This window comes from Flavobacterium fructosi (assembly GCF_042787335.1).
Lineage (GTDB): Bacteria > Bacteroidota > Bacteroidia > Flavobacteriales > Flavobacteriaceae > Flavobacterium > Flavobacterium fructosi.
In genome coordinates, this window is record NZ_JBHZQA010000003.1 from 57,871 (window position 1) to 80,955 (window position 23,085).

The 23,085-nt window shown below is 34.5% G+C and carries 18 protein-coding genes and 1 pseudogene; 5 read left to right on the top strand and 14 right to left on the bottom strand.

Annotated features, from left to right (window positions below):
* Positions 1–3: 3 nt before the first annotated feature.
* The 3 genes and pseudogenes from ACFX5D_RS05565 to ACFX5D_RS05575 form a co-directional block, all read right to left on the bottom strand.
* Entirely contained in the window at positions 4–1,206 is a 1,203-nt protein-coding gene (locus ACFX5D_RS05565; RefSeq protein ID WP_379857256.1) for an LETM1-related biofilm-associated protein, read from the bottom strand.
* A gap of 101 nt (positions 1,207–1,307) precedes the next feature.
* Positions 1,308–1,400: pseudogene (locus ACFX5D_RS05570) on the bottom strand (YdeI/OmpD-associated family protein); the annotation flags it as partial.
* Positions 1,401–1,858: 458 nt separating this feature from the next.
* The gene (locus tag ACFX5D_RS05575) at positions 1,859–2,386 is read right to left on the bottom strand and encodes a superoxide dismutase family protein (RefSeq protein ID WP_379857257.1); all 528 of its coding nucleotides are present in this window, start codon (positions 2,384–2,386) and stop codon (positions 1,859–1,861) included.
* Positions 2,387–2,685: 299 nt separating this feature from the next.
* On the opposite strand from ACFX5D_RS05575, the gene ACFX5D_RS05580 reads away from it, so the two are divergent.
* The 3 genes from ACFX5D_RS05580 (at position 2,686) to ACFX5D_RS05590 (ending at position 4,788) form a co-directional block, all read left to right on the top strand.
* A complete protein-coding gene (locus tag ACFX5D_RS05580; RefSeq protein WP_379857258.1) occupies positions 2,686–3,600 on the top strand; it encodes a YihY/virulence factor BrkB family protein in 915 nt (304 codons plus the stop codon).
* Positions 3,601–3,751: 151 nt separating this feature from the next.
* On the top strand, positions 3,752–4,183 hold the full coding sequence (locus ACFX5D_RS05585; protein ID WP_379857259.1) for an META domain-containing protein: 432 nt from the start codon (positions 3,752–3,754) through the stop codon (positions 4,181–4,183).
* An 89-nt stretch (positions 4,184–4,272) separates the two neighbouring features.
* Positions 4,273–4,788 (top strand): DUF4251 domain-containing protein, encoded by a 516-nt coding sequence (locus ACFX5D_RS05590; RefSeq protein WP_379857260.1) that lies wholly within the window; start codon positions 4,273–4,275, stop codon positions 4,786–4,788.
* A gap of 96 nt (positions 4,789–4,884) precedes the next feature.
* Here ACFX5D_RS05590 and ACFX5D_RS05595 read toward each other — a convergent pair whose 3' ends face one another.
* From ACFX5D_RS05595 to ACFX5D_RS05630, 8 genes are all read right to left on the bottom strand, one after another.
* Positions 4,885–6,690, bottom strand: coding sequence for an acyl-CoA dehydrogenase family protein (locus ACFX5D_RS05595; RefSeq protein ID WP_379857261.1), 1,806 nt, complete (start codon positions 6,688–6,690; stop codon positions 4,885–4,887).
* A gap of 144 nt (positions 6,691–6,834) precedes the next feature.
* Entirely contained in the window at positions 6,835–8,016 is a 1,182-nt protein-coding gene (locus ACFX5D_RS05600) for an acetyl-CoA C-acyltransferase (RefSeq protein ID WP_379857262.1), read from the bottom strand.
* A 4-nt stretch (positions 8,017–8,020) separates the two neighbouring features.
* Positions 8,021–10,411, bottom strand: a complete 2,391-nt coding sequence (locus ACFX5D_RS05605) for a 3-hydroxyacyl-CoA dehydrogenase/enoyl-CoA hydratase family protein (protein ID WP_379857263.1) — start codon at positions 10,409–10,411, stop codon at positions 8,021–8,023.
* Positions 10,408–10,899 (bottom strand): MarR family winged helix-turn-helix transcriptional regulator, encoded by a 492-nt coding sequence (locus ACFX5D_RS05610; RefSeq protein ID WP_379857264.1) that lies wholly within the window; start codon positions 10,897–10,899, stop codon positions 10,408–10,410. The genes ACFX5D_RS05605 and ACFX5D_RS05610 overlap by 4 nt, the downstream gene beginning before the upstream one ends.
* A 452-nt stretch (positions 10,900–11,351) precedes the next feature.
* The gene (locus ACFX5D_RS05615; RefSeq protein ID WP_379857265.1) at positions 11,352–12,404 is read right to left on the bottom strand and encodes a proline iminopeptidase-family hydrolase; all 1,053 of its coding nucleotides are present in this window, start codon (positions 12,402–12,404) and stop codon (positions 11,352–11,354) included.
* 22 nt (positions 12,405–12,426) lie between these two features.
* Positions 12,427–14,202: an AMP-dependent synthetase/ligase gene (locus tag ACFX5D_RS05620; protein ID WP_379857266.1), complete on the bottom strand. Its 1,776-nt coding sequence runs from the start codon at positions 14,200–14,202 to the stop codon at positions 12,427–12,429.
* Between the two features lie 895 nt (positions 14,203–15,097).
* Positions 15,098–15,697 (bottom strand): HD domain-containing protein, encoded by a 600-nt coding sequence (locus tag ACFX5D_RS05625; RefSeq protein ID WP_379857267.1) that lies wholly within the window; start codon positions 15,695–15,697, stop codon positions 15,098–15,100.
* An 82-nt stretch (positions 15,698–15,779) separates the two neighbouring features.
* Positions 15,780–16,670 carry a YitT family protein gene (locus ACFX5D_RS05630; RefSeq protein ID WP_379857268.1) on the bottom strand — a complete coding sequence of 297 codons (891 nt, stop codon included), beginning with the start codon at positions 16,668–16,670 and terminating at the stop codon, positions 15,780–15,782.
* A 176-nt stretch (positions 16,671–16,846) separates the two neighbouring features.
* Here ACFX5D_RS05630 and ACFX5D_RS05635 point away from each other — a divergent pair, with 176 nt between their 5' ends.
* Complete coding sequence (locus tag ACFX5D_RS05635) at positions 16,847–17,245, top strand: hypothetical protein (protein ID WP_379857269.1); 399 nt, start codon at positions 16,847–16,849, stop codon at positions 17,243–17,245.
* Between the two features lie 86 nt (positions 17,246–17,331).
* Positions 17,332–19,065: an adenylate/guanylate cyclase domain-containing protein gene (locus tag ACFX5D_RS05640; protein WP_379857270.1), complete on the top strand. Its 1,734-nt coding sequence runs from the start codon at positions 17,332–17,334 to the stop codon at positions 19,063–19,065.
* Between the two features lie 336 nt (positions 19,066–19,401).
* Here the strand turns inward: ACFX5D_RS05640 and ACFX5D_RS05645 are convergent, their stop codons facing one another.
* The 3 genes from ACFX5D_RS05645 to ACFX5D_RS05655 all read right to left on the bottom strand — a co-directional run bounded on the left by ACFX5D_RS05645 (position 19,402) and on the right by ACFX5D_RS05655 (position 22,990).
* A complete protein-coding gene (locus tag ACFX5D_RS05645) occupies positions 19,402–20,592 on the bottom strand; it encodes a BaiN/RdsA family NAD(P)/FAD-dependent oxidoreductase (RefSeq protein ID WP_379857271.1) in 1,191 nt (396 codons plus the stop codon).
* Between the two features lie 120 nt (positions 20,593–20,712).
* The gene (locus ACFX5D_RS05650) at positions 20,713–21,555 is read right to left on the bottom strand and encodes a DUF4440 domain-containing protein (RefSeq protein WP_379857272.1); all 843 of its coding nucleotides are present in this window, start codon (positions 21,553–21,555) and stop codon (positions 20,713–20,715) included.
* Between the two features lie 1,180 nt (positions 21,556–22,735).
* The gene (locus ACFX5D_RS05655; protein ID WP_379857273.1) at positions 22,736–22,990 is read right to left on the bottom strand and encodes a hypothetical protein; all 255 of its coding nucleotides are present in this window, start codon (positions 22,988–22,990) and stop codon (positions 22,736–22,738) included.
* Positions 22,991–23,085 lie beyond the last annotated feature (95 nt).

Genomic DNA, 23,085 nt, shown 5'->3' on the forward strand with positions numbered 1-23,085 from the left:
TTATTATTCTATTTCTTCCAGATTTTCATTAAAAGCAGAAGGTAAAAGTGTGGGAATAAATTTAATTAAAATAGGCAATAATAAAGTTCCCCCTGGAAGTAAAAATATAGTCAATGAAGGGATAGTTTTACAAATATCCAATATTTGTTTCTTAACTTTTTTCTTTTCTTTTTCGTTTAAATCTCTTCGGGTGGAATAGGCCAGTAATACCATTAATTCTTTGCTTTGGACTATTTCTTTGACTAATCGCTTTTTATTGCGACTGATTAAGGTGACAACACTTTGGGTGGTATGGTCGTAAAAATGCTTAACTGGATTCGAATAATTAAAGTAAGGAATATCCTTTTTGTGTTTTGTAATAAAGAGATTGGTACTGCTAATACTACGATCAACAAAATCTTCTGAAATGGATAGTACATTGGCTAAAGAATGTAAAAAATAAGCTTCGTTATTTTCTATCTTTCCATCGCTCCATAAAGCCATTCCGGCAACATCAATAAGATAGTATTTCTCAAGGTCATTAGTAAAATAATCCAATTGGATTGTTTCTAAATTTTGAACTGAATTCTTCGAAAATTTACTGTAACGTATGGAAGCTTCAAAAAGCTTAATCAATAAGTCATCATATTGTGTTTTATTGGACTTTACTTTCAATGCCAGTGTTACAATATTAACAACTGTTTCCTCAATTTTTTTTAGATATTTTTCAGGGATTGATCCATGAATTAAATATTGGCGAAACGCCAGTACATCAATAAACAATAAGGCATTTGTTACCAGATGGGAAAAGTTTTTACTGATGATTGTGTCATTAGTTTGAACGCGTTCATCAATAATTTTTTCGAGAGTAAGCGAAGGAGAATTTTTCGGTAATATTTTCTTAAAGATGTTAAATCCCTGAGGATTCATTTGATTGTAAAAAGCAACAGTTTGTTTGATGAAATTTTCTGGACTAATTTCTTTTTCCGTAGTACAAAAAGTAGCGTACAAGGTATTTAATAAGGCAACTTTAGAAATCTCTTGCTTGAACCAGCCTTTGGTTTCAATAGGACTTTTAGTTTCAAAAGAGATTATGTGTCCATAAATAAATCCTGTATCTCTAACCTGATGGTAAAAGGTATCAGTGGTATGAGAAGCATTCTCTAATGAAAATTTTTGTTCTATAAAAAATTTATCTATCCAACCGGACGCCGAAGGGTTAATCATTGGTTTAATTTGAAGCTACAAAGCTATGTTTTTTTATGGTTTTGTAGAATAGTTTAGGTTAAGTTTTAATTACTTATTGGAAATATTAATCTCGGGCTTTTTTATTTTTGGAGCAGAGATACATAATTTATTGTTTCTTCTCCCTTGGCTTGACTGAGCCAATAGAAATAACTTTTTCTATAGGACGGACTAAAATTTTTATAGTTTTCGAAGGCAAAACTATTGTTGTTAAATGCTGTGTCTAAATCTTACTGAATAATCAAATCCTCTACAGCAACTAATGAGTTCCACGAGCCATTTTTTTAGGTATTTCAATTTTTGCTACTCCACTTTCGTGCATCAAATTTTTCTGGATGAGTTTTCTATATATGTTTTATTGAGCTTACGACAAACACTTTTATCTTTTCTGGGTCAAAATACCAGTTTACGCCGTTCTTCGTCCTTTTTTCTAATTGTCGAATCGATCCACCCCAGACAAACGGCAACTTGTATTACCTCTTCCCATCGCATACTTTTAATTCACTCCCAACTTTATAAAAAATTAGATACATGCCTTTTGAGGATTGATGATTTTTATTTAAGCAATCGCGCCATTCTTTTATATTTTTTGAAAGAATAGTGTTCTTTATCTTCCAATTAAAATTTTTAAAAACTATTTAATAATAGCGGAACATGCTACTCTTCCTCCAGCGTTTCCAGTGGGTTGTGTAACGAAATCATCTGTCCCTTGATGAACGATAAGCCCTTTTCCTATGATATCTTTGGTTGCATCTCCACAGCCAATACACCATTCATCCGTTGTTAAAGTAATCGTTCCATTTCCTTTTTCATCTGCTGTAAAGTTTCCTATATCTCCTTTATGATGCTCGCCAACTCCCCATTTTCCATGTTTTTTGAAAGTTGGGTTCCAATGACCTCCTGCTGAACTTCCATCGGCAGCTGAACAATCTGATTTTTCATGAATATGTATCGCATGCGCTCCGGGAGTAAGTCCTGCTAATTTGGCGACGAAAGTGACTTTGCCGTTTTTTTCTGTAAAAGTTGCTGTTCCAGAAACAGCACTATTGCTTTTTGGTTCAAAGGTAAGGTCTAATTTTTTAGAATCATTTGAACTACTGCTCGTTTTGCATCCAATCATAACAGATAAAACTAGCGCAATTGAAAGTTTTATTTTTTTCATATTGAGTTTTTATTATAAAAAAATTTATTACGTAAAGTTACTCGATTTTTAACGAAAATACCCGAATGAAAACATAAAATTGCAATTTAAGCGTATTGCTTTTTTATTGTTTTATAGCGTCACTTTCTGCTGTGAATTTTACAAAAATAATTTTTAATTTCAATGCATAAAGTTTGTAGTTTTGATAACAGTTTATTGTGTTGCCATTCTTAGTTGGTCAACATACAATTTGCCAAAGAATAGATATTGAGAAAGAAAATCGATTTTTTTCTTTTGATAAAGACAAAATATTTTTCATTATGAATCGTAAAGAAGCAGCAAAATCTGGTTGGGAATTGTTAAAGAGAACTTATAAAGAATTTGATGATGACAATGCTATTAAATTAAGTGCTTCTTTATCTTATTACACAATATTTTCATTGCCGCCATTGTTAATCATTATTTTGTCAATTTTCAGTTTTTTCTTTGGTCGTGAAGCCGTTACAGGAAGGTTTTTTGGTCAGATTAACGGAATGGTTGGGAATCAGGCGGCCCTGCAAATTCAGGCAACCATTAGAAATATAGAGTTGACAGAAAGCAATACCTTTGCCGCGATATTTGGTGGAATTATGTTATTAATAGGTGCTTCGGGTGTATTTGCTGAGATACAAAGTTCAATTAACTTTATTTGGGGATTAAAAGCAAAACCAAATAAGGGTATTATGAAGTTTATCAAGAATCGAATCATGTCATTTTCTATGATTGCGTCTGTAGGATTTTTATTATTGGTCAGTTTAATGGTCAATACCGTTATGGATGTTATCAACGAACGATTGTTGCGATATTTCCCGGACTTAACCGTTTATTTATTTTATGTATTTAATATTCTGATTTTATTTTTCACAACCACTATACTGTTCTCTATTATTTTTAAAACACTACCGGATGGTTACATTGCTTGGAAGGACGCAATAATTGGCTCTAGTTTCACTTCCTTTTTCTTTATGTTTGGTAAATTTGCTATTGGTTTTTATTTAGGAAGTTCAACTGTGGCAACCGTTTATGGCGCTGCCGGTTCCGTAATTATCATTTTAATATGGGTATATTATTCTGCTATCATTTTGTATTTTGGAGCGGAATTCACCAAAGTTTATGCCAACGTACATGGCGATAAAATTGTTCCTAATGCATACGCAGTTGGAATAAAAGTAGAAGTCATCGAAGTTAAAAAATAAGAAAATGTCTTTTCGATTTCCTTAGTTTGAGGAAATTATAAATTTACTTTTTTGAAACGTTTTTTTAGTACTAAATATCCTTCTAAAATTTAATATTCGCAGCATTATTGATCATATTTTTTAATATTTTATTTCAATAAAAAACAAACTTATGAAAAAAATAATTTTAGCGCTAACTATTTTATGCTTAATGTTTATTTCCTGCAATTCAATTAAAACATCAAATGCTAAAACGGCTTTGCTTGAAGGAACGTGGGAATTGAATTATATTACAGGACCAAGAATTGCTTTTGGGGGATTGTTTCCAAACAAAAAACCAACGATTATTTTTGATTTGAAAGAAAACAGAATTTCGGGCAATGCGATTTGCAATAGGTATAGCGGAAAATTAAATGTTGAAGGAAATAAAATCAGTTTCAAAGAACCGATTGCAATGACTAAAATGATGTGTCTGGATATTAAAGATGAAGAGGTATATATGGCAGCACTTCAAAAAATAGATTCTTATTCTATTTCCAAAGATGGAAAAACTTTGAATTTTATCATGGGTAATACTTCCATGATGCGTTTCGATAAAAAATAAGCTAGGAATTTATTGTTGTAGCTCTTTTAATGTATCTTATTATTTATTATGTGCTTAAAGATTGATTTAAATCAAAATAAATAGAAATCATGAAAACAAAAAATATCGTTTTAGTATTGTTGCTTTCACTTATTGTTACGATGAGTTTTGCTCAGGAAAAAACGAGAAAACTGTTAAGAGAAGCTCGCAAAATTGAAAAACAAAAACAAACAGATATCTTGGTCAATTCGAGAGAATTTGTTTTTGTGGCCAGAAATGCTTCGCCTCAGGGATTTAGAAACATAGATTTAACGTCTAATCCCAATTGTATAAAATTTCAACCTGATTTTATCAAAAGTGAGATGCCCTTTTTTGGTAGAGCCTACAGTGGTGTTGGCTATCGTGGGGATGACGGTTTAAACTTTGAAGGAAAAGCACAAGAATATACTATTAAAAAAGAAAAGAAAGCTTATCAAATAAAAGCGGTAGTTAAAGGGCAATATGATGTGTATACGATGTATCTCTCCGTTTTTTTTGATAGTAGCGCTTCACTTTCCATTAATTCAAATAATCGCAGTACAATCTCCTATAATGGAGAAATAAGTGCAATTGAAAAAAAGAAATGAATTGATTTTGAATATTTGTCGAGTCATAAAAAAACCGTCAAGCTAAAGCGAGACGGTTCTTTACACAAAGAAATTCAACTAAAAATTATTTTCTAATTAGTAACAGTAATGATTTTTCTCTACTAATTTTGCAGTAATTACCTCTCTTAATGCTACGATATTTGGCATATTGGTATATTTTGTGAAACGGCGTAAACCCATTAACATCATACGTTGCTCATCTCCTTCGGCAAAAGAAATAACACTTTCTTTCCCTTTTTGAGTAACGATATCTACCGCTTTGTATAAGTATAATTTTGCCATGGCAATTTGCTCTTTTACTTTAGCTTCTCCTTCTTTTTTTGCTAATTTCTCTGTTCTAAGAATAGTACTTTCGGCCATGTAGATTTCGATTAATATATCAGAAGCCGCCATTAATAATTGTTGGTGTGAATCTAAATCCGGACCATATTTTTGAACCGCTCCACCAGCAACCATTAAGAATGCTTTTTTCAATTTGCCAATCATTTCTTTTTCCTCAGCAAACAATTCAGAATAGTCAGGCGTATCAAAAGATGGAATTCCCATTAATTCTTCTTGTACTTTTGATGCAGGTCCGAGTAAATCAACATGGCCTTTCATCGCTTTTTTAATCAACATCCCTACAGAAAGCATTCTGTTGATTTCGTTAGTTCCTTCGTAGATACGAGCAATACGTGCATCTCTCCAAGCACTTTCCATTGGTGTGTCTTCAGAGAATCCCATACCACCAAAAATTTGAATTCCTTCATCAGCGCAATTTTGAACATCTTCAGAAACAGCTACTTTTAGAATAGAACATTCGATAGCAAATTCCTCAACACCTTTCAATTCTGCTTCTTGATGTGTAGTACCTTCAGCTTCACGAGCTGTAATTCTATCTTCAATATTTTTTGCTGCTCTATAGGATGCACTTTCACCAGCATAACAGCTCGTTGCCATTTCCGCTAATTTAGCACGAATCGCACCAAACTGAGAAATTGGAGTGTTAAACTGAATTCTTTCGTTAGCATATTGCACAGCTCCAGAAATTACTCTCCTTTGTGCGTCCAAACAAGCTGCTGCCAATTTGATACGACCCACATTCAAAGCATTCATCGCAATTTTAAAACCGTTTCCTCTTTCAGAAAGCATGTTTTCAACCGGAACTTTAGTTTCATTGAAGAAAACCTGACGCGTCGAAGAAGCACGGATACCTAGTTTATGCTCTTCTTCACCCATTGAAATTCCATTATCAGGGGTGTTTTCAAGGATAAATCCAGTGATGTTTTTATCATCTCCAATACGGGCAAAAACGATGAAAACGGAGCAAAATCCTGCATTCGAAATCCACATTTTTTGTCCTGTGATAGAATAATATTTTCCATCTTCAGATAAAACTGCTTTTGTTTTTCCAGAATTAGCATCAGATCCTGCGCCTGGTTCTGTCAAGCAATACGCGCCAAACCATTCGCCAGAAGCTAATTTAGGAACGTATTTTTGTTTCTGTTCTTCTGTACCGTATAAAGTGATTGGCATTGTTCCAATACCTGTGTGTGCTCCGAAAGCAGTTGAGAAGGATCCTGTTGCTCCCGAGATATAATCACAAACCAACATGGTTGATACAAATCCCATTCCTAGTCCACCATAAGCTTCAGGTACAGCAACTCCTAAAAGTCCTAACTCTCCCGCTTTTTTCATGGTTTCTTGTGTATAAGCGTAATCCTTTTTCTCAAAACGATCTTTATGCGCCCATAATTCTTTGTCTACAAACTCTTTTACAGAGTCACGCATCATTAATTGCTCTTCCGAAAAATCTTCAGGAGTAAAGATATCTTCGCACTTTGTTTCTTTAACTAAAAACTGACCGCCACGGGTTACGTTTTTTTCAATTGTATCTGCCATTTTTTTATTTTTTTAATATGTTTTTTTTATAATCTATATCCTCCATATTGTCATTTTGATGAAGGAGGAATCTCAATCGCTAATGCTGCAAGACTGGTAAAGATTCCTCCTTGGTCTGAATGACAAACGTATGAAAATCTATGACTACAAAAGTTCGTAAATTCCTGCTGAACCTTGACCGGTTCCCACACACATACTCACAATTCCGTATTTGCTACCTCTGCGTTTCATTTCGTCAAATAATTGAACAGATAATTTTGCTCCGGTACAACCCAGTGGGTGACCTAATGCAATCGCTCCACCATTTACATTGATAATATCAGGATTTAGGTTTAATTCTCTAGTTACTGCTAATGCTTGTGATGCAAAAGCTTCGTTCAACTCAATTAAATCAATATCATTCAACGTTAATCCCGCTTGTTTCAATGCTTTTGGAATTGCTTTTACAGGTCCAATTCCCATGATTCTTGGTTCAACTCCAGCTGATGCAAAGTTTACCAAACGGGCGATAGGAGTAAGGTTCAATTCTTTTACCATTTCTTCGCTCATGATTAGAACAAATGCTGCTCCATCACTCATTTGAGAAGAGTTTCCTGCAGTTACACTTCCGCCAGCTTCAAAAACTGGTCTTAAACCTGCCAAAGCTTCTATAGTAGTTCCTGCTCTAGGACCTTCATCTTTATTTACGATATACGATTTAGTTTCTTTTTTACCATTTTCATTGATAAACGTTTGTTCCACTGTAATAGGGACAATTTGTTTGTCAAATTTACCTTCGGCCTGCGCTTTTAAGGCTTTCATATGTGATTGATACGCAAACTCATCTTGGTCCGCACGAGATACATTGAATTGTTGGGCAACCGCTTCCGCAGTTAATCCCATTCCCCAATAGTAATCTTCGTTTCCAGCTTTTGCAACAGCATAATCCGGAGTAGGTTTGTAACCTCCCATTGGAATGAAACTCATGCTTTCGGCACCACCGGCAATGATACAATCTGCCATTCCAGATTGGATTTTGGCTGTAGCCATACCAATTGTTTCTAAACCTGACGCGCAATAACGATTAACTGTTACACCAGGAACGTCTTCGATTTTTAATCCCATCAAAGAGATCAATCGTCCCACGTTTAGTCCTTGTTCTGCTTCCGGCATCGCATTTCCTACCATCACGTCATCAATACGTTTCTTGTCGAAATCAGGCAACTCATTCATCATAAACTGAATCGTTTCTGCCGCCAATTCATCAGGACGTTTAAATCTAAACACCCCTTTAGGGGCTTTCCCCACGGCTGTTCTGTATGCTTTAACTATATAGGCTGTTTTCATTTTTTTAGTTTCTTAAAGGTTTTCCTTTGGTTAACATAAATTGGATTCTTTCTAATGTTTTTCTTTCTGTACACAATGACAAGAAAGCTTCACGTTCTAAATCCAATAAATATTGTTCCGTTACTAATGTTGGTTCCGATAAATCACCACCAGCCATTACATAAGCCAGTTTGTTAGCGATTTTTTTGTCGTGTTCCGAGATGTATTTTCCGGCTTCCATTTGATCCGTTCCTACAAGGAACATTCCCAAGGCTTGTTTTCCAAGGACTTTAACATCGCTTCTTCGTATTGGTTGTGTGTAACCTGCTTCGGCCATTAGTAAAGCGTGTTTCTTCGCTTCAGCAATCTGACGGTCTTTGTTTACCACGATGATATCTTTCCCTTGTTGTAAAAGTCCGGTATCAAAAGCTTCGTAACCAGAGGTAGACACTTTTGCCATAGCGATCGTCAAGAAATATTCTTGAAGAACATTCAACTCAACATCATTTTTATGGAATAGATCAGATGCACGCAATGCTAATTCTTTCGAACCTCCACCACCTGGAATTACTCCAACGCCAAACTCCACTAATCCCATATATGTTTCCGCGGCAGCAACTACTTTATCGGCATGCAAACTCATTTCGCAACCACCGCCAAAAGTCATTCCGTGTGGCGCAACTACAACAGGAATTCCAGAGTAACGCACGCGCATCATCGTGTCTTGGAACATTTTGATGGCCATGTTCAATTCGTCGTATTCTTGCTCAACTGCCATCATGAATATCATTCCGATATTAGCTCCAACAGAGAAATTAGCTGCTTGATTTCCAATAACTAAACCATGATATTCTTTTTCAGATAAATCAATTGCTTTATTGACAGCTGCTAAAACATCGCCACCAATAGTATTCATTTTAGACTGGAATTCTAAATTCAAGATTCCGTCTCCTAAGTCTTGTATAATCGCTCCGCTATTGCTCCACACTTTTTTGCTTTCGCGAATGTTGTTCAGGATGATAAATGAATCCTGACCTGGAACTTTAGTTTGTGATTTTGTAGGGATATTGTAGAAAAAAGTAGCTCCTTCTTTAATAGAATAAAAACTAGAACTTCCAGAAGCCAACATGTCATTTACCCAAGCAGCTGGTGCTAAACCTTCTGCTTTCATCATTTCAATTCCTTTTTCGACACCAATGGCATCCCAAATTTCGAAAGGACCATTTTCCCATCCAAAACCGGCTTTCATAGCATCGTCAATCTTGTATAATTCGTCTGATATTTCAGGAATTCTGTTCGAAACGTACCCAAACATTCCCGCAAAACTTTTACGGTAAAATTCGCCTGCTTTGTCTTTTCCTTTCACCAAAACTTTAAAACGATCAATTGGTTTATCAATCGTTTTTGTCAGTTCCAGAGTTGCAAAAGAAGCTCTTTTAGCCGGACGGTATTCTAAAGTATCTAAGTCTAAAGACAAAATATCCTTATCTACTTTTTTATAAAAACCTTGACCCGTTTTGCTGCCCAACCATTTGTTTTCCATCATTTTGTTGACGAAATCCGGTAATTTGAACAACTCGTGTTGCTCGTCATTCGGGCAGTTTTCATAGATTCCATTAGCAACATGTACCAAAGTATCCAATCCAACTACGTCAACGGTTCTGAAAGTAGCCGATTTTGGACGACCAATAACCGGACCAGTCAATTTATCCACTTCTTCAATCGTAAGTCCTAATTCTTTAACCAAATGAAACAAACTCTGAATCCCATAAATCCCGACTCTATTGCCAATAAATGCTGGAGTATCTTTGGCAACAACTGAAGTTTTACCCAAGAATTTCTCGCCGTATATAGTAAGGAAGTCCAACACTTCTGTTGAAGTCTGTGGGCCAGGAATGATTTCGAATAATTTTAAATAACGCGCAGGGTTAAAAAAGTGTGTCCCACAGAAGTGTTTCTGGAAATCGTCGCTTCTTCCTTCACTCATAAAGTGAATTGGAATTCCAGAGGTGTTTGAAGTTACTAAAGTTCCCGGTTTTCTGAATTTTTCAATTTGTTCAAAAACAAGTTTCTTGATGTCCAAACGTTCCACTACAACCTCAATAATCCAATCAACAGCAGCGATTTTCGCCATGTCATCAGTCGTATTTCCAGTTGTGATTCTGCTGGCAAATTTCTGACTGTAAATAGGCGATGGTTTCGATTTTAATGAATTAGCTAAATGCTCATTCACTAATCTGTTTCTTACGATTTTGTTTTCCAGAGTCAGCCCTTTTTTGGCTTCCGCTTCGGTAAGTTCCCTTGGAACGATGTCCAACAGTACAACTTCAACTCCAATGTTGGCAAAATGGCAGGCAATTCCTGAACCCATAATTCCGGATCCTATCACTGCAACTTTTTTAATTGTGCGTTTCATACTTCGTTTATATTTGTTTTTTCAGTTTGCTCCGCCAGTTCGCTGACGCTCGTGTGATTAAATATGTTTTTGTCCAGAATTAATTCGTTGATGGTTTCGGCCACTTCAATAAAATGCTGTAATTTCTCCTCAGCGATATGTTGTTTCACGGTTTCATTAAATTTCAAAACGGTATTCTTAGATAATTCTCTTTTTTCTTTACCAAAATCAGTCAGGTAGATCAAAACACCGCGGCCATCTTCAGGGTTTTTCTTGCGGATAATTAAACCCTTTTCCTCCATAGATTTCAAGGTTCTGGTCAGGCTTGTGGCTTCCATTCCCATTTTTGGACCCAAAGCCGTAGAGGGCGTTCCCCCTTCCTTGTCAATACTCAATAAAGCAAAACCGGTGGCCATGCTCGCATCATATTTAGAAGCTTCTTCATTATACATTCTGGCAACCGCTTGCCAGGTAGCTCGTAGTATGTAATCTATTGTTTTGTCTTTCATAGGGAACTGTATCGATTTCAAATATAATAAAAAATACTATGCACGCATAATAAATTAAAATATTTTTTGTTAAAAAGTATTAAATATAAATAAATACCAATGAATTTGAGTAAATTAACTGGTTTTTTAACGTAATTTTTGGGCGCGCCTCTCCGTTTTGCTTTGTCGTTCCTCCTCGCAACTGCGGGTCGGGCTGTACGTTGTATCTTTTATTCCACTAGGCTTCATAAAAGGATGCCACTTCCATCCCTCGCGCAAATCTTGCTATTGGATAAAATGTTGGCTGTAGTTTAATTTGTGGGATTAATTGTAATATTGGTTGATGAGATACTTCCTTCGTCAGCATGACAAGATTGTGTAGTATTGCTACTGTTTAGGGAAGATTGTACTTGCAAAGCTAAAACCAAAAAACCACGAGCATCATTCGTGGTTTTACTTTTATAATATTTTTTCTAAGCCTTCTTAAACGCCCCACTATCCACATCTTTCAAGAACTTGATCACACCCGGAAAATAGGTTGTAGGGTCATCGTATTGCGAAAGGTGGCTTCCGTTAGGACATAACAAGAATCGTCCGTTTTGTACTTCTTTAGACATCCATTCCATGTGCTTGGGATCCATCGTGTCATATTTGGAACCAATAACAAGTGTGGGAACGCTAATCGTTTTAAGTCTGGTAGTGATATCCCAATTTTTTAAAGAAGCATTTCCTGTAATTCCAAATTCACTCGGTCCTTGCATAAACACATACACATTTGAGTTGATGTGTTTGAAAGCTCTGTTTATGGATTCTGGCCATTGATCAACAGGCATTCTTAAAATGTGTTCTGTATAATAGTATTTAAAAAGCAGTTCGGTGTATTTTGGATTGGTATAATCTTTGTTTTTTTCAAATGTTTTTATTTGATCAAAAACTGCTTTTGGAAGCTTTGGGCCAAGAACTTCTTCGGCGTATTTGTTGTAAGCAGGTGCGCTCGCCATCATATTGGAAATAATTAGCCCTTTGAGGTTCTTTTGGTATTTCAGAGCGTATTCCATCGCTAGGATGCCGCCCCAGGATTGCCCCAAAATATAAAAGTTGTTATTATCACAACCTAATGCTTTACGGACCTGTTCCACTTCTTCTACAAAGCGTTCGTTTGTCCACAAACTGTTGTCATTCGGCTGGTCACTGTAATACGAACCCAACTGATCGTAATAAATGTATTCAACACTTTCGCTAGGGAAATATCCGTCGAAGCATTCATACAATTCATGCGTCAATCCAGGACCGCCGTGAAGCAATAGCACTTTTATTTTTGGATTATTGCCTACGGTTTTTGTCCAGACTTTAAAAGTGCCTTTTGGCGTTTTTATTGGAATCATTTTGATACCGCCCGTCAGCTGATCGTCCCGTTTAGAGAAATCTAAATAATTTGCTTTTATCGAATCTTCCTTTGGTTTTTCTTGGCAGTTAGGGAACAAGAATACACATATAATTGAACAAATTAGGAATTTTAGTTTCATAACGGGAGTGTTTTACAAAATGTTAGTTATATATTTTATAGAATAAATCGATGTATTTTTCCATTACTATTTTTCGTTTCAGTTTTAAAGTTGGAGTCAATTGTCCACCTTCTATAGACCAAACATCAGGAGTCAATTCAAAACGTTTGATTTTCTCCCAATTCCCAAATTTTTCATTTAAAGTATCAATCTCTCCTTGAATTCGTTCTATAACTTTTTCGTTTGAGATAATTTCTTCATTTCTTTTTCCAATATCTAGTCCGTGAATAACAGCCCATTCTTTTAAAAACTCAAAATTAGGTTGAATGAAGGCGGCCGGCATTTTCTGTCCGTCACCAATAACCATGATTTGCTCAATGAAACGGGATTGCTTCATCGTATTTTCAATCAGTTGTGGAGCAATGTATTTTCCTCCTGAGGTTTTGAACATTTCTTTTTTGCGATCGGTAATTTTCAAGAAACCATCAGCATCAAAAATTCCAATATCACCCGTATGGAAATAACCGTCCGTGATTACTTCATTGGTTAATTTTTCATCTTTAAAATACCCCATCATCACGTTAGGTCCTTTGCAAAGGATTTCGCCGTCTTCGGCAATTATTACCTCTACATTATCAATTACTTTCCCTACAGTTCCCACTCTGAAACCTTTGTTTCTCATATCGTTTACAGATATTACGGGTGACGTTTCAGTCAAGCCATAACCTTCCATTACAGGGATTTCTGCAGCAGCAAAAACTCTGGCTAATCGGGGTTGTAAAGCGGCACTTCCGGAGACCATCAAATCTAAATTCCCGCCTAAACCGTCTTTCCATTTACTGAAAATTAATTTTCTGGCAATTTTAAGTTGCATTTCGTACCAAAAGCCATTGGCTCCATAAGGCTCGTATTTCAGTCCTAAATCAATAGCCCAAAAGAAAAGATTCTTTTTAATTCCTGTTAGTTCAGTTCCTTTTGCATAAATTTTATCATACACTTTCTCCAGAAGTCTTGGTACAGCAGTAATTACCGTTGGTTTTACTTCTTTAAGATTATCACTAATTTTATCAATAGATTCCCCAAAATATACCGAAACACCATAATATTGGTATAAATATAAAATCATTCTTTCAAAAATATGACAGATAGGAAGGAAACTCAAAGCACGACTTTTCCCTGCTTCAAAAGGAATTCTTACCGCGCTGTCCAACACATTTGATACAATATTTCTGTGAGAAAGCATAACGCCTTTTGGTCTTCCTGTTGTTCCTGAAGTATAAATAATAGTCGCTAAATCTTCTGTTTTAACATTGATTTTTCGGTATTCAACATCATTTTGATTGCCCGTGTCTACACCAAGAATCAATAACTCATTCCAGCTTTTACAACCTTCAATCTCATTAAAGGAGTATACTTCTTTTAGATGCGTAACTTTATCTCTAATTAAATTCACTTTGCGAAGTACCTCAGCGTCAGATACAAAGCAGTATATAGCACCGGAATGATTCAGGATGTATTCATAATCATCCTCAGAAATGGTGGGATAAATAGGAACGGTTTGCGCTCCCGTTTGCAAAGTACCAATATCCATAATATTCCATTCGGTTCTATTATTAGAGGAAATAATGGCAATTTTATCGTCTTTTTGAATGCCCATTCTCAAGAGTGCCCTGGAAACCGCATTAGCTTTGGCTATGTATTCCTGCGTAGAAGTTTTTACCCAAACACCGTTCTGCTTACTTACTAAAGCATCCGCGATGTTAGTGTATTTTTCTTGCTGATAATAAGGGAAATCAAAAAGGCGAGTGATAGTTATCATTATAAAATAATTGAATTTTATCGCAAATTAAATAAAAATTAACGATAATTTTTGTTTTTCAAAAATTAAATGGAAAAATTAAACAACGACGCTGATATTCAGCGAAAACGTTTTCTTTAAATAGGAATTATGGACTGAATGTTATAAAGAAAAAAATCAATAACAGCTCCGATGCAAACTTTATTGCTACTGGTACTGTGTTTTTTAAAATGACCTGATATCCTTTTGCCTGATTATAGTTAGTTCTAATTTAATTAAATAAAATTAATTTTTACAATATTGATTGTTAAGATTTAAACTAAAAGTAACTTTATTTATAGCGGTATTTACTAAAAATAGTCTTAAAATGAAAAAAGCATTACTAATTGTGATGGTGGTTTTTACTTGCATCATGTATTTACAAAAAAAACGAATGGAACTATTTATGTGGATCATCTAGCAATTAATGTGATTGAATCGATGATTAAAGCTTTTGTTGGGGGAGATGCTGACAAAGTAACCAGTTTTTTTAGCTGATGATTTCTAATCATTCAAAGGCACTGACATGAATGAAAAAGCAGGAGATAAGGCCTCCTTTTTAAAGGGAGTGAAGTATTGGAAAGATAATATTGATTATTTAAGTGTCAAACGTTCAACAAGAGCTTACCCGGAAGTGTTGTAGGAATTAGTAAAACGTATGCCGCTGGACCATTTAATGCATCTATTCTAAAACTTTTGCTAGATGTATTTTCATTAATCGCTCGAGCATTTTCTGAGTTACATCAAGCTGGTCAGGATCACTTTTGACACAAAAGGCTTCGTCAGCTAATTTTAACATTCGTTCAAAATTGTTTTTAGATATGTATTTAAAATAAAATTACAGCGATAAATTAATAGACTTCAAATTTCGTAAGTTTCACAGCCTTTCTAAACTTTTTTTGTGTTGAATCAGTCCTTTGAGGTTCTTTATTTTTCCATCAGTTCTATTTTGAATGCAGTAGGCAGTATGATAAAAGTGCGATTGCAAAAAATTTATTTGTATTTCGATCCATTCCTCCAAGCTGAGATTTGGATTGTAATGTTTCAATTCCAAGAATAGTTTGTTCCCAATATGCTCAAAATTATCCGTTCCCAGATATTCGAGATCGGCATCTGCAAGAATGCATTCTAGTTTGGTTTTTGGTTTTTGAGGTATTACAGTGGCTCTGATCATGCCAGAAATGATTTCGATTTCTTTCTTGGTGTATCCACATTTTGGTAATTTTTTTTCAGCCAGTCGAACGCTTTCTTCTTCATGTCCCTCCGTACCGGTGTTGATAAATCCAGCATCATGAAATAGTGCAGCAGTTTTAACTAGTAGTATTTCATTTTCATTTAAATGTTCTTGTTGAGCAATATATTCTGCTATTTCTACCACATGTTGTATATGTTTCCAATGGTGATAAATAAGAAATGGAGACAACCGTGATTTTAAGCAATCCAAGACATCTCGGTACAATACATTCCAGTTTTTCATATAAATACTATTAAATTTTTTTAATAGGATAGATCAATTGCGCTCATTTTGTTCATTGAATTTCCTTTCGTAATTATTTCATTTAAGAATGTTTTTGCTTATTTCTTAGAATTCCTCCACTCGCTTCTTTGATGTACTGAATAAACATAAAAGCTTTAGGGTCTAATTTTCTTATTTCATCTTTGATTCTTAGTAATTCAAGTCGGGTCACTACCGTGACAATGATATCACAGTCTGTTTTCATATCGAAAGTATCAGGTAAATAGCCGCGCTCGCCTTTAATTACGGTAATTCCTTTTCCGAATTTTTTTACGATTAGAGCCTTAATGTCTTCACTTTTGGATGAAATGATATTTAAGGAAGTGTATTGTTCTAATCCGTGCGCGATATAATCAAGTGATTTTATAGCCGAAAAATACGTAACTATCGAATATAATGCAGTCGCAATTCCAAAATACCAAGCAGCTGCTAGAAATAATAAGGTGTTCATAGCAAAAATGACTTCTGACACATTAAGCCCAATTTTTCGGGTAGTTAATAAGGCAAGAATTTCTACACCATCTGCGGTTGAACCACTTCGAATACACAAACCCATCCCGATACCTATAAGACAACCACCAAACAAGGCAATTAAAAGGCGATCTGTAGTAACGGCATCAATATGTATAAAGGTCATAGCACCGGCTATCAATAAAAAAGTGATCAAACTTTGTATAGCAAATGTTTTCCCCAGCAACCTTTTTCCTAAAAACAAGAACGGTAAGTTTAAGCTGAGCACCAGAATTCCAAAAGGCAAATGGGTGATTTCATGCATAAGTATTGAAATACCTATAATCCCTCCGTCCAAAAATTTATTGGGTATCATAAACCCTTTTAATGCCAATGTAATAAATGCGACACCCACTAAATTTAAAACAATATTTTTAGGATGAAATATTTCCTTCCAGTCAATAGGTTGATGTTCAATATTCATAAGGATGAATTTGGATTAAAATCCTTTAAATATACTACTTTATTTTAATAAATATTGATTATATTTACCTTATAATTAGTGTATTACCTTCGATTTTGATTCATTGGTTTCCCCAGCCATTTTTAAATTAATAGTTTTCTAAATTAGATTTTATTAACCTTTTAAATATATCAATTATGGCAGATGTAATCGTCAATCTAAACGTTGACACAAGTCAAATTTCCGTACAAAATGTCGATCTTTTTTGTAATTTTGGGCAAGGTCCAGGGATTACTAATGAAGATTTTTTAACTAGGGTAAATGCTGGCGATACCGTCATCTGGCAAGGCGTGTCCAGTGTAACACCGCTAGATGCAGTAAATATTACCAATATAAATCATAGTAGTGGTAATAGTGTTTTTAGTCATGATAATTTATCTGGAAATGGGCAGCATCCGGAAAAAGTTTCCGGCGCTGTTCGAAACAATGCCCGTGGGGAAACGGAAAAATATACCATAATGTTTAACGTTTTCAATAATGGCATTAGACGACCTGGCATTTTTAGCATTGATCCGAAATTAGCAATAAATCCATAATGGATGTACACTTTTTTAAATATTATTTTACGGTTTCTCTTTTTGTGTTTTTTTTTCATTTAAGTATATCAGCCCAAGAGCAAAAAGTGGCAGATAGCCTAGTGAAAATTTATCAGGAAGGGAATCTTGATAATTCTAAAAAATTAGAATTACTAAGGAATTTATCTTTTAATGAAGTAAATAATCTCAAATTATCCTTAAAATACGCCGAAGAACTTATCGCACTTTCCAAATTAGAAAAAAACTATTTATATCTGCATCGTGGGTATTTTCAAAAAGGGAATAAACTCAGACTCTTAGGAGATTTGAATAAATCGCTGGATGCTTTTTTCAAAAGTGAAGAGGCAGCAACTAAAGCGAAATACAATATTGGAGAAGGGACCGCATATTCTTCAATCGCGGATGTATATTCAGTGCTGGGAAATTCTAAAAATGCCCAAATATACTACGAAAAAGCAATCAAATTATTAAGAAAAACAGACAATTCTATTGGTTTAGCGTCAGCTTTACTCAACGCAGGTGATGAATATTCAAAAAATAAGAAATATGATTTAGCGTTACGTTATTTTAATGAATCAGGAGAAATTTTCAAGAAGGCTGATTATTTAAGTGGTACAGCTTATAACTTAGGAAATATAGGAATGGTATATGCAGAGCAAGGAAAGGATGTATTGGCAAAGAATTATATTAGTCAATCCATAAAAATGCTGGAAGAATTAAAGGATTACTATGCCATTTCAGATTATCTGACGTACATGTCGGATATTTATTTAAAACAGAATGATTGGACTACAGCACTCAATTATGCAGAAAGAAGTCTGGAACTTGCCCAAAGATATGGGTTGAAAGATCAAATCAGTAACTCAAATCTCAAACTTTCTGAGCTGTATCTAAAAGCCGGTAATACTGCTGAATCCTTTAAATATTATAAAAATCATATTGTTTATAGAGATAGCGTTACTAATCTCAAATCTGTTCAGCAAATGGCTGATTTGCGAACGGATTATGAAGTTTCCCAGAAACAGTCTGAAGTCGATTTACTAAACCAAGGAAAAAAAAACCGAGAGATTATGGCAATTTCATCTGCTGTTTCAGCGGCACTTGTTTTTTTATTGGCCTTCGGAATGTACAGACGTTATAAATTCATAAAGAAAACTAATGTTATTATTGAAGAAGAAAAGAATCGGTCAGACCACTTATTGCTTAATATTCTTCCTGAGGAAACAGCACATGAGTTAAAACAAAATGGGAAAGTATTAGCTAAAAAGTTCGAATCGGTTACCGTGTTATTTACAGATTTCGAGGGATTTACGCATTATGCGGAAGAGTTATCACCAGAGAAATTAGTAGAGAGTGTAGACTATTATTTTTCGAAATTTGATGAAATTATGGCGAAATATGACTTAGAAAAAATAAAAACGGTCGGGGATTGTTATATGTGTGCGGGAGGATTACCTTTTCCAACAGACGATCATGCTTTTAAAATGATTCATGCGGCTTTTGAAATTGCCCAATTTGTAACGGATTCAAAAAATAGGAATCCTCTAAATCATACCCGTTTTGAAATTCGCATCGGAATTAATTCCGGACCGGTAGTAGCCGGAGTCGTTGGGACGAAGAAATTTGCGTATGACATTTGGGGAGACACTGTAAACATAGCATCGCGCATGGAAACTAATTCAGAACCAGGCAAAATTAATATCTCTCAAAATACCTACGAGTTGATTAGAGAAACTTTTAATTGTGAATATAGAGGAGAAATTGAAGTAAAAAATAGAGGAATGATGAAAATGTACTTCGTAAATGATTCTATAAATTAATGTGAGCTAACTTAAAATAATTTACTTGTTTTTGTAAGTCTTCTACAAACTGTGAATTTTGAAAATTAATTAAAAAACTATGCAAAAGCCAAAAGCATGAGATAACCTATCTTTGTAATGTTATCAATTCTGTTTAGTAGTGCGGTTACTAGTTTGATAGGTTGGCGAAATGGCATCAAATACATAGAGGTTTTCCAACCTTCCGTCTATGACCAACGAAATGGTACACGAGTTTGATACCCATTGATTAGATTATAAAACCGTATTTCTAAACAGAATTGTTTTTATGTGACTTATAATTAATGAAATATAAAGCTACCTGAATTAACTAAACTATTAAGAAATAACATTCAGGTGACGAGCAAGATAAACACCCATACTAAAGCAAGATTGAAGAAGATAGCCGCCAGTAGGTGCATCTAGATCAATCATTTCACCAATGCAATAGTTATTTTTCATCATTTTTAATTCGAAATTTTCATCCAAGGAATTCAAATTAATCCCTCCAGTGGTGGATATGGCTTCGTCCAATAGGGTAGAACCGGTGATTTCGATACGTAGATGTTTGATGTTTTGCGCCAAAAGTTTCGAATTCAGGTAGGTTTCTTTTGAAAGATAGGTTTTCAAAAGTCCAATTTGTGCCGGACTCATTTTAAGCTCTTTTTGTAATTTTTCACTCGTCTTTTTTAGGTTTGATTTTTTGATCTTTTGTAGCAAATCCTCCTGGCTTAATGTTGGTTTTAAATCCAAGAATATAGTAGCCCTTTGATTGACATTGAGCTCCTGCCGAATTTGGGGGCTGATTGCATAAATAGCATTGCCTTCTAAACCAAAACGAGTAATCACCACTTCACCTTTTTGACTTTTATTGCCGCAGCTAATGGTTATGTTTTTAAGCGGGTTTCCTTCATATAAATCGATGAAATCATCGCGCCAGTTTACACCATAAGCGCAATTTGAGGCCTTGAAAGGAACAACATCTATTCCTTGAGTTTTGAATAAATCTAGCCAAGTCCCATCGGATCCGGTTACTTTCCAGCTGCCACCGCCCAATGCAAAAATCGTATAGTCAGATTTGACTTCGATATCAGTATTGAACACAAGATCTTTGTTAATATTCCAACCCGTCCAGGTATGTTGATATTGAATGGCAACACTGCGCTTATTAAGGACATCAAGAATTGCGTTGAGCACTTCGATAGGTTTAATTCCGCTTTCCGGGTATACACGTTTACTACTGCCGATGTACGTCGGGATTCCCATGAGATCAATCCATTTTTGAAAATCTTGGTTGTCAAAATTGAGTAGGGATTCCTTTAAAAAATGGGATGGCGTGTAGCGCTCTATCAGTTGCGCAATTGGTTCGGAATGGGTAAGGTTGAATCCTCCTTTTCCAGCTACAAGAAACTTCCTTCCAAGCGTTTTGTTTTTTTCGTAAATGGTAACATTAAATGGCTGCGGATCGAGAAATGCGGCGAGTAAGAGTGCTGCAGGTCCTCCTCCAATAATTGAGACTGATTTCTTCACCCTGCAAAAATACGCTATGTTTAAGTATTAAACGGGTTATAGAATTTTTATTAATTATTTTGCGAGAACCGAATGCGATATGATCTGGGTAAAACAACGGTATTTCTACAAATTAAAAAGCTATGGCGTGAGTAATTTCGTGAAAGATAGTGAACCTAATGACCATTTGTTATTTTCCTCAATATACACTTCGGTAACCATAAATGGATTTACAACCTCATTACCACCAACAATTGCAGTTAATTTAATTTTGCTCAAAAGTATGGCTGTGTTTCCAATAATTTGAATAGATGTTTCTTGAATATCGGCTCGTTTATACCAAATTTCGCCACTTTTTATGGTATTGATTTCTTGTTCTTTGCCCCAACTTCCGCCCATGTGTGCGAAGACCGATTTCTCATTGAATAATGTATTCAACGAATCAATATTTTTGTCAGCCATCCATAGCCATTTTTTCTTTGAAAGATTGATAATTTCTTGCTCTTCATTCTGTTGCGTTTTGTGAGATGAATTTTTATCGGAGTATTGCTCATCAGTAACTTTTTCTAGCCAAACCGTTTTCCCCTTTTGAGAAGGAGAAAGTGCAAGATAAGTAACTCCCGTGTCAGGTGACGCGCCATGCCAGTGTTCCACATTTGGAAGACATTTGATAATACCACCCTTTCTTAAAATCTGTTTTGGTTTATTTCGTTCTTGATAATAACCAATTCCTTCTGTAATAAGTAGAATTTGTCCTCCAGGATGCAAATGCCAATTTAATCTGGCATCAGCTTCAAAGACAGCTACAGCAATGCTACTGGTAAATATACTATCAGGTTTACTCAATTCACTCAGCCATACCGTACCCACATGATGAACATTTGGAGCTTTTTCGCCTTTTGGGAAAATAGAAGTTTCTTGCGCTATAGATTTATTTACAATTAAAGTAAAAAATAGAATTAAAAGGGATGCTGCTTTTTTCATACTGTTATTTATTTTCGTTTTTTAAAGTTCTAATTTTCTGCTTCCCATCTATATTATCATTTCGGGATTGCGATGGTCAAAAAACAGACTTTGTTTAATATCCAAACTTTTTATTTCTTTCATACCTTCTTCTTTCAACGTGAAATTAAATATATTATAATTTTCTACTATTCTTACCGATTTTGGAATTACCACAATACCTCTTTGTGTTGGCTTCTTGAATTATTCATCCGCTTATTGTTTGAGTAGTCGTTTTTTGAGAAATTTGTTTCAACCTCTATTTAGATGATTTACATGTGCAGGTAGTTGGTTTGCAAAATCAGAAGCGGAAAAGTTGTTGTGCACTCGTACTTTTTATTTTGTTGGATCTACCCCAAATAAATTTGTATTGTTTGTTACATAGTTAACACTTAATATCTCTTTTTGGTTGTTTGTAATTTCTGGTTTATTTTGTTATTGCAATTTGTAGCAGGATTAATTACTAACGATTTGTTTAACACCAAACTTTCTCGAACTTCTTGAATACGTAACATTTCACCATTTTCGTTTATAATATACGCATTAAACGTTGGGTCAATGCATCGCTATTTTTTTTAAGTCTCTTAAGTAAGCGATATTAATTGCGTGACAATCATCAAAATTTTCTTCTCCTGGCATGCAAGTAATATATCTTGATTTTATTCGCATTGCTGAGCAACATTCATTTAAAACTGTTGTCATCATTCTGCAATTTACGCCTCTATTTGCGATTTTACATACAGATATTATGTTTGTCGCATTTCGTACTTTTGGATTTTTACTTGAACCATCGTTCTTACGATATTGTGAACCCAATACATTAAATTTAAAATTTTTGAAGTTTCAGTGTCATTTCCAGGAATGGAATCTAACGTATATTTTTTTAGTAAACTAGCTAATTTTTGATTTTCTTTAGATTTATAAGTGAATTTTGGAACCTCTCTATTATCTTCAAAATTTTATTTTTCAGCCTTTTTAAGAATTGTAAATCATATTTTTTTAAAGGTTCTTCAAGAGCTTTAATTTTTTTTTATTGCAGATATTATCGAAATCTATGTTATTTTTAAGATGTTCATAATCAAAATATCCAGCTTTTATTGATTTTTCTAAATATGGCAAGCCTTTTATCGTTCTTTTTTAGTAAGTAAATACAACTTAAATTTTATAAATAATTGTATTTGTATGATTTGTAAGATGAAAATGCATTCTTATAATTATTAGGTAATTTTTCATATTTTGTAAAAACTTCATCCAAAAGTTTTTTGTAAGTTTTGGCATCATTTTTTTTAGACGCTAAGGATAATAGACTGTCTTGCTTAATCAAAAATTTATTAAATTCAGTTTGGAGTTTTGTTTGTGCTTTAGAGATTGAAACAGAAAAGATTAATAGACAAAGAAGTAATTGTTTTAATTTCATAATTGTAAATAGATTTTTTCTTATATAAACGTGAAAACTTTAAAAATGGTAGTATTAGGTTATTTAATTTATTCCTTTTTTTAGTATGTCGTAAA

Coding starts and splice junctions, on each gene's coding strand:
- ACFX5D_RS05580 (WP_379857258.1), top strand. CDS start 2,686: ATGAATCGTAAAGAAGCAGCAAAATCTGGTTGGGAATTGTTAAAGAGA.
- ACFX5D_RS05585 (WP_379857259.1), top strand. CDS start 3,752: ATGAAAAAAATAATTTTAGCGCTAACTATTTTATGCTTAATGTTTATT.
- ACFX5D_RS05635 (WP_379857269.1), top strand. CDS start 16,847: ATGGCAGATGTAATCGTCAATCTAAACGTTGACACAAGTCAAATTTCC.
- ACFX5D_RS05630 (WP_379857268.1), bottom strand. CDS start 16,670: ATGAATATTGAACATCAACCTATTGACTGGAAGGAAATATTTCATCCT.
- ACFX5D_RS05590 (WP_379857260.1), top strand. CDS start 4,273: ATGAAAACAAAAAATATCGTTTTAGTATTGTTGCTTTCACTTATTGTT.
- ACFX5D_RS05605 (WP_379857263.1), bottom strand. CDS start 10,411: ATGAAACGCACAATTAAAAAAGTTGCAGTGATAGGATCCGGAATTATG.
- ACFX5D_RS05600 (WP_379857262.1), bottom strand. CDS start 8,016: ATGAAAACAGCCTATATAGTTAAAGCATACAGAACAGCCGTGGGGAAA.
- ACFX5D_RS05620 (WP_379857266.1), bottom strand. CDS start 14,202: ATGATAACTATCACTCGCCTTTTTGATTTCCCTTATTATCAGCAAGAA.
- ACFX5D_RS05650 (WP_379857272.1), bottom strand. CDS start 21,555: ATGAAAAAAGCAGCATCCCTTTTAATTCTATTTTTTACTTTAATTGTA.
- ACFX5D_RS05565 (WP_379857256.1), bottom strand. CDS start 1,206: ATGATTAACCCTTCGGCGTCCGGTTGGATAGATAAATTTTTTATAGAA.
- ACFX5D_RS05625 (WP_379857267.1), bottom strand. CDS start 15,697: ATGAAAAACTGGAATGTATTGTACCGAGATGTCTTGGATTGCTTAAAA.
- ACFX5D_RS05615 (WP_379857265.1), bottom strand. CDS start 12,404: ATGAAACTAAAATTCCTAATTTGTTCAATTATATGTGTATTCTTGTTC.
- ACFX5D_RS05575 (WP_379857257.1), bottom strand. CDS start 2,386: ATGAAAAAAATAAAACTTTCAATTGCGCTAGTTTTATCTGTTATGATT.
- ACFX5D_RS05655 (WP_379857273.1), bottom strand. CDS start 22,990: ATGAAATTAAAACAATTACTTCTTTGTCTATTAATCTTTTCTGTTTCA.
- ACFX5D_RS05610 (WP_379857264.1), bottom strand. CDS start 10,899: ATGAAAGACAAAACAATAGATTACATACTACGAGCTACCTGGCAAGCG.
- ACFX5D_RS05595 (WP_379857261.1), bottom strand. CDS start 6,690: ATGGCAGATACAATTGAAAAAAACGTAACCCGTGGCGGTCAGTTTTTA.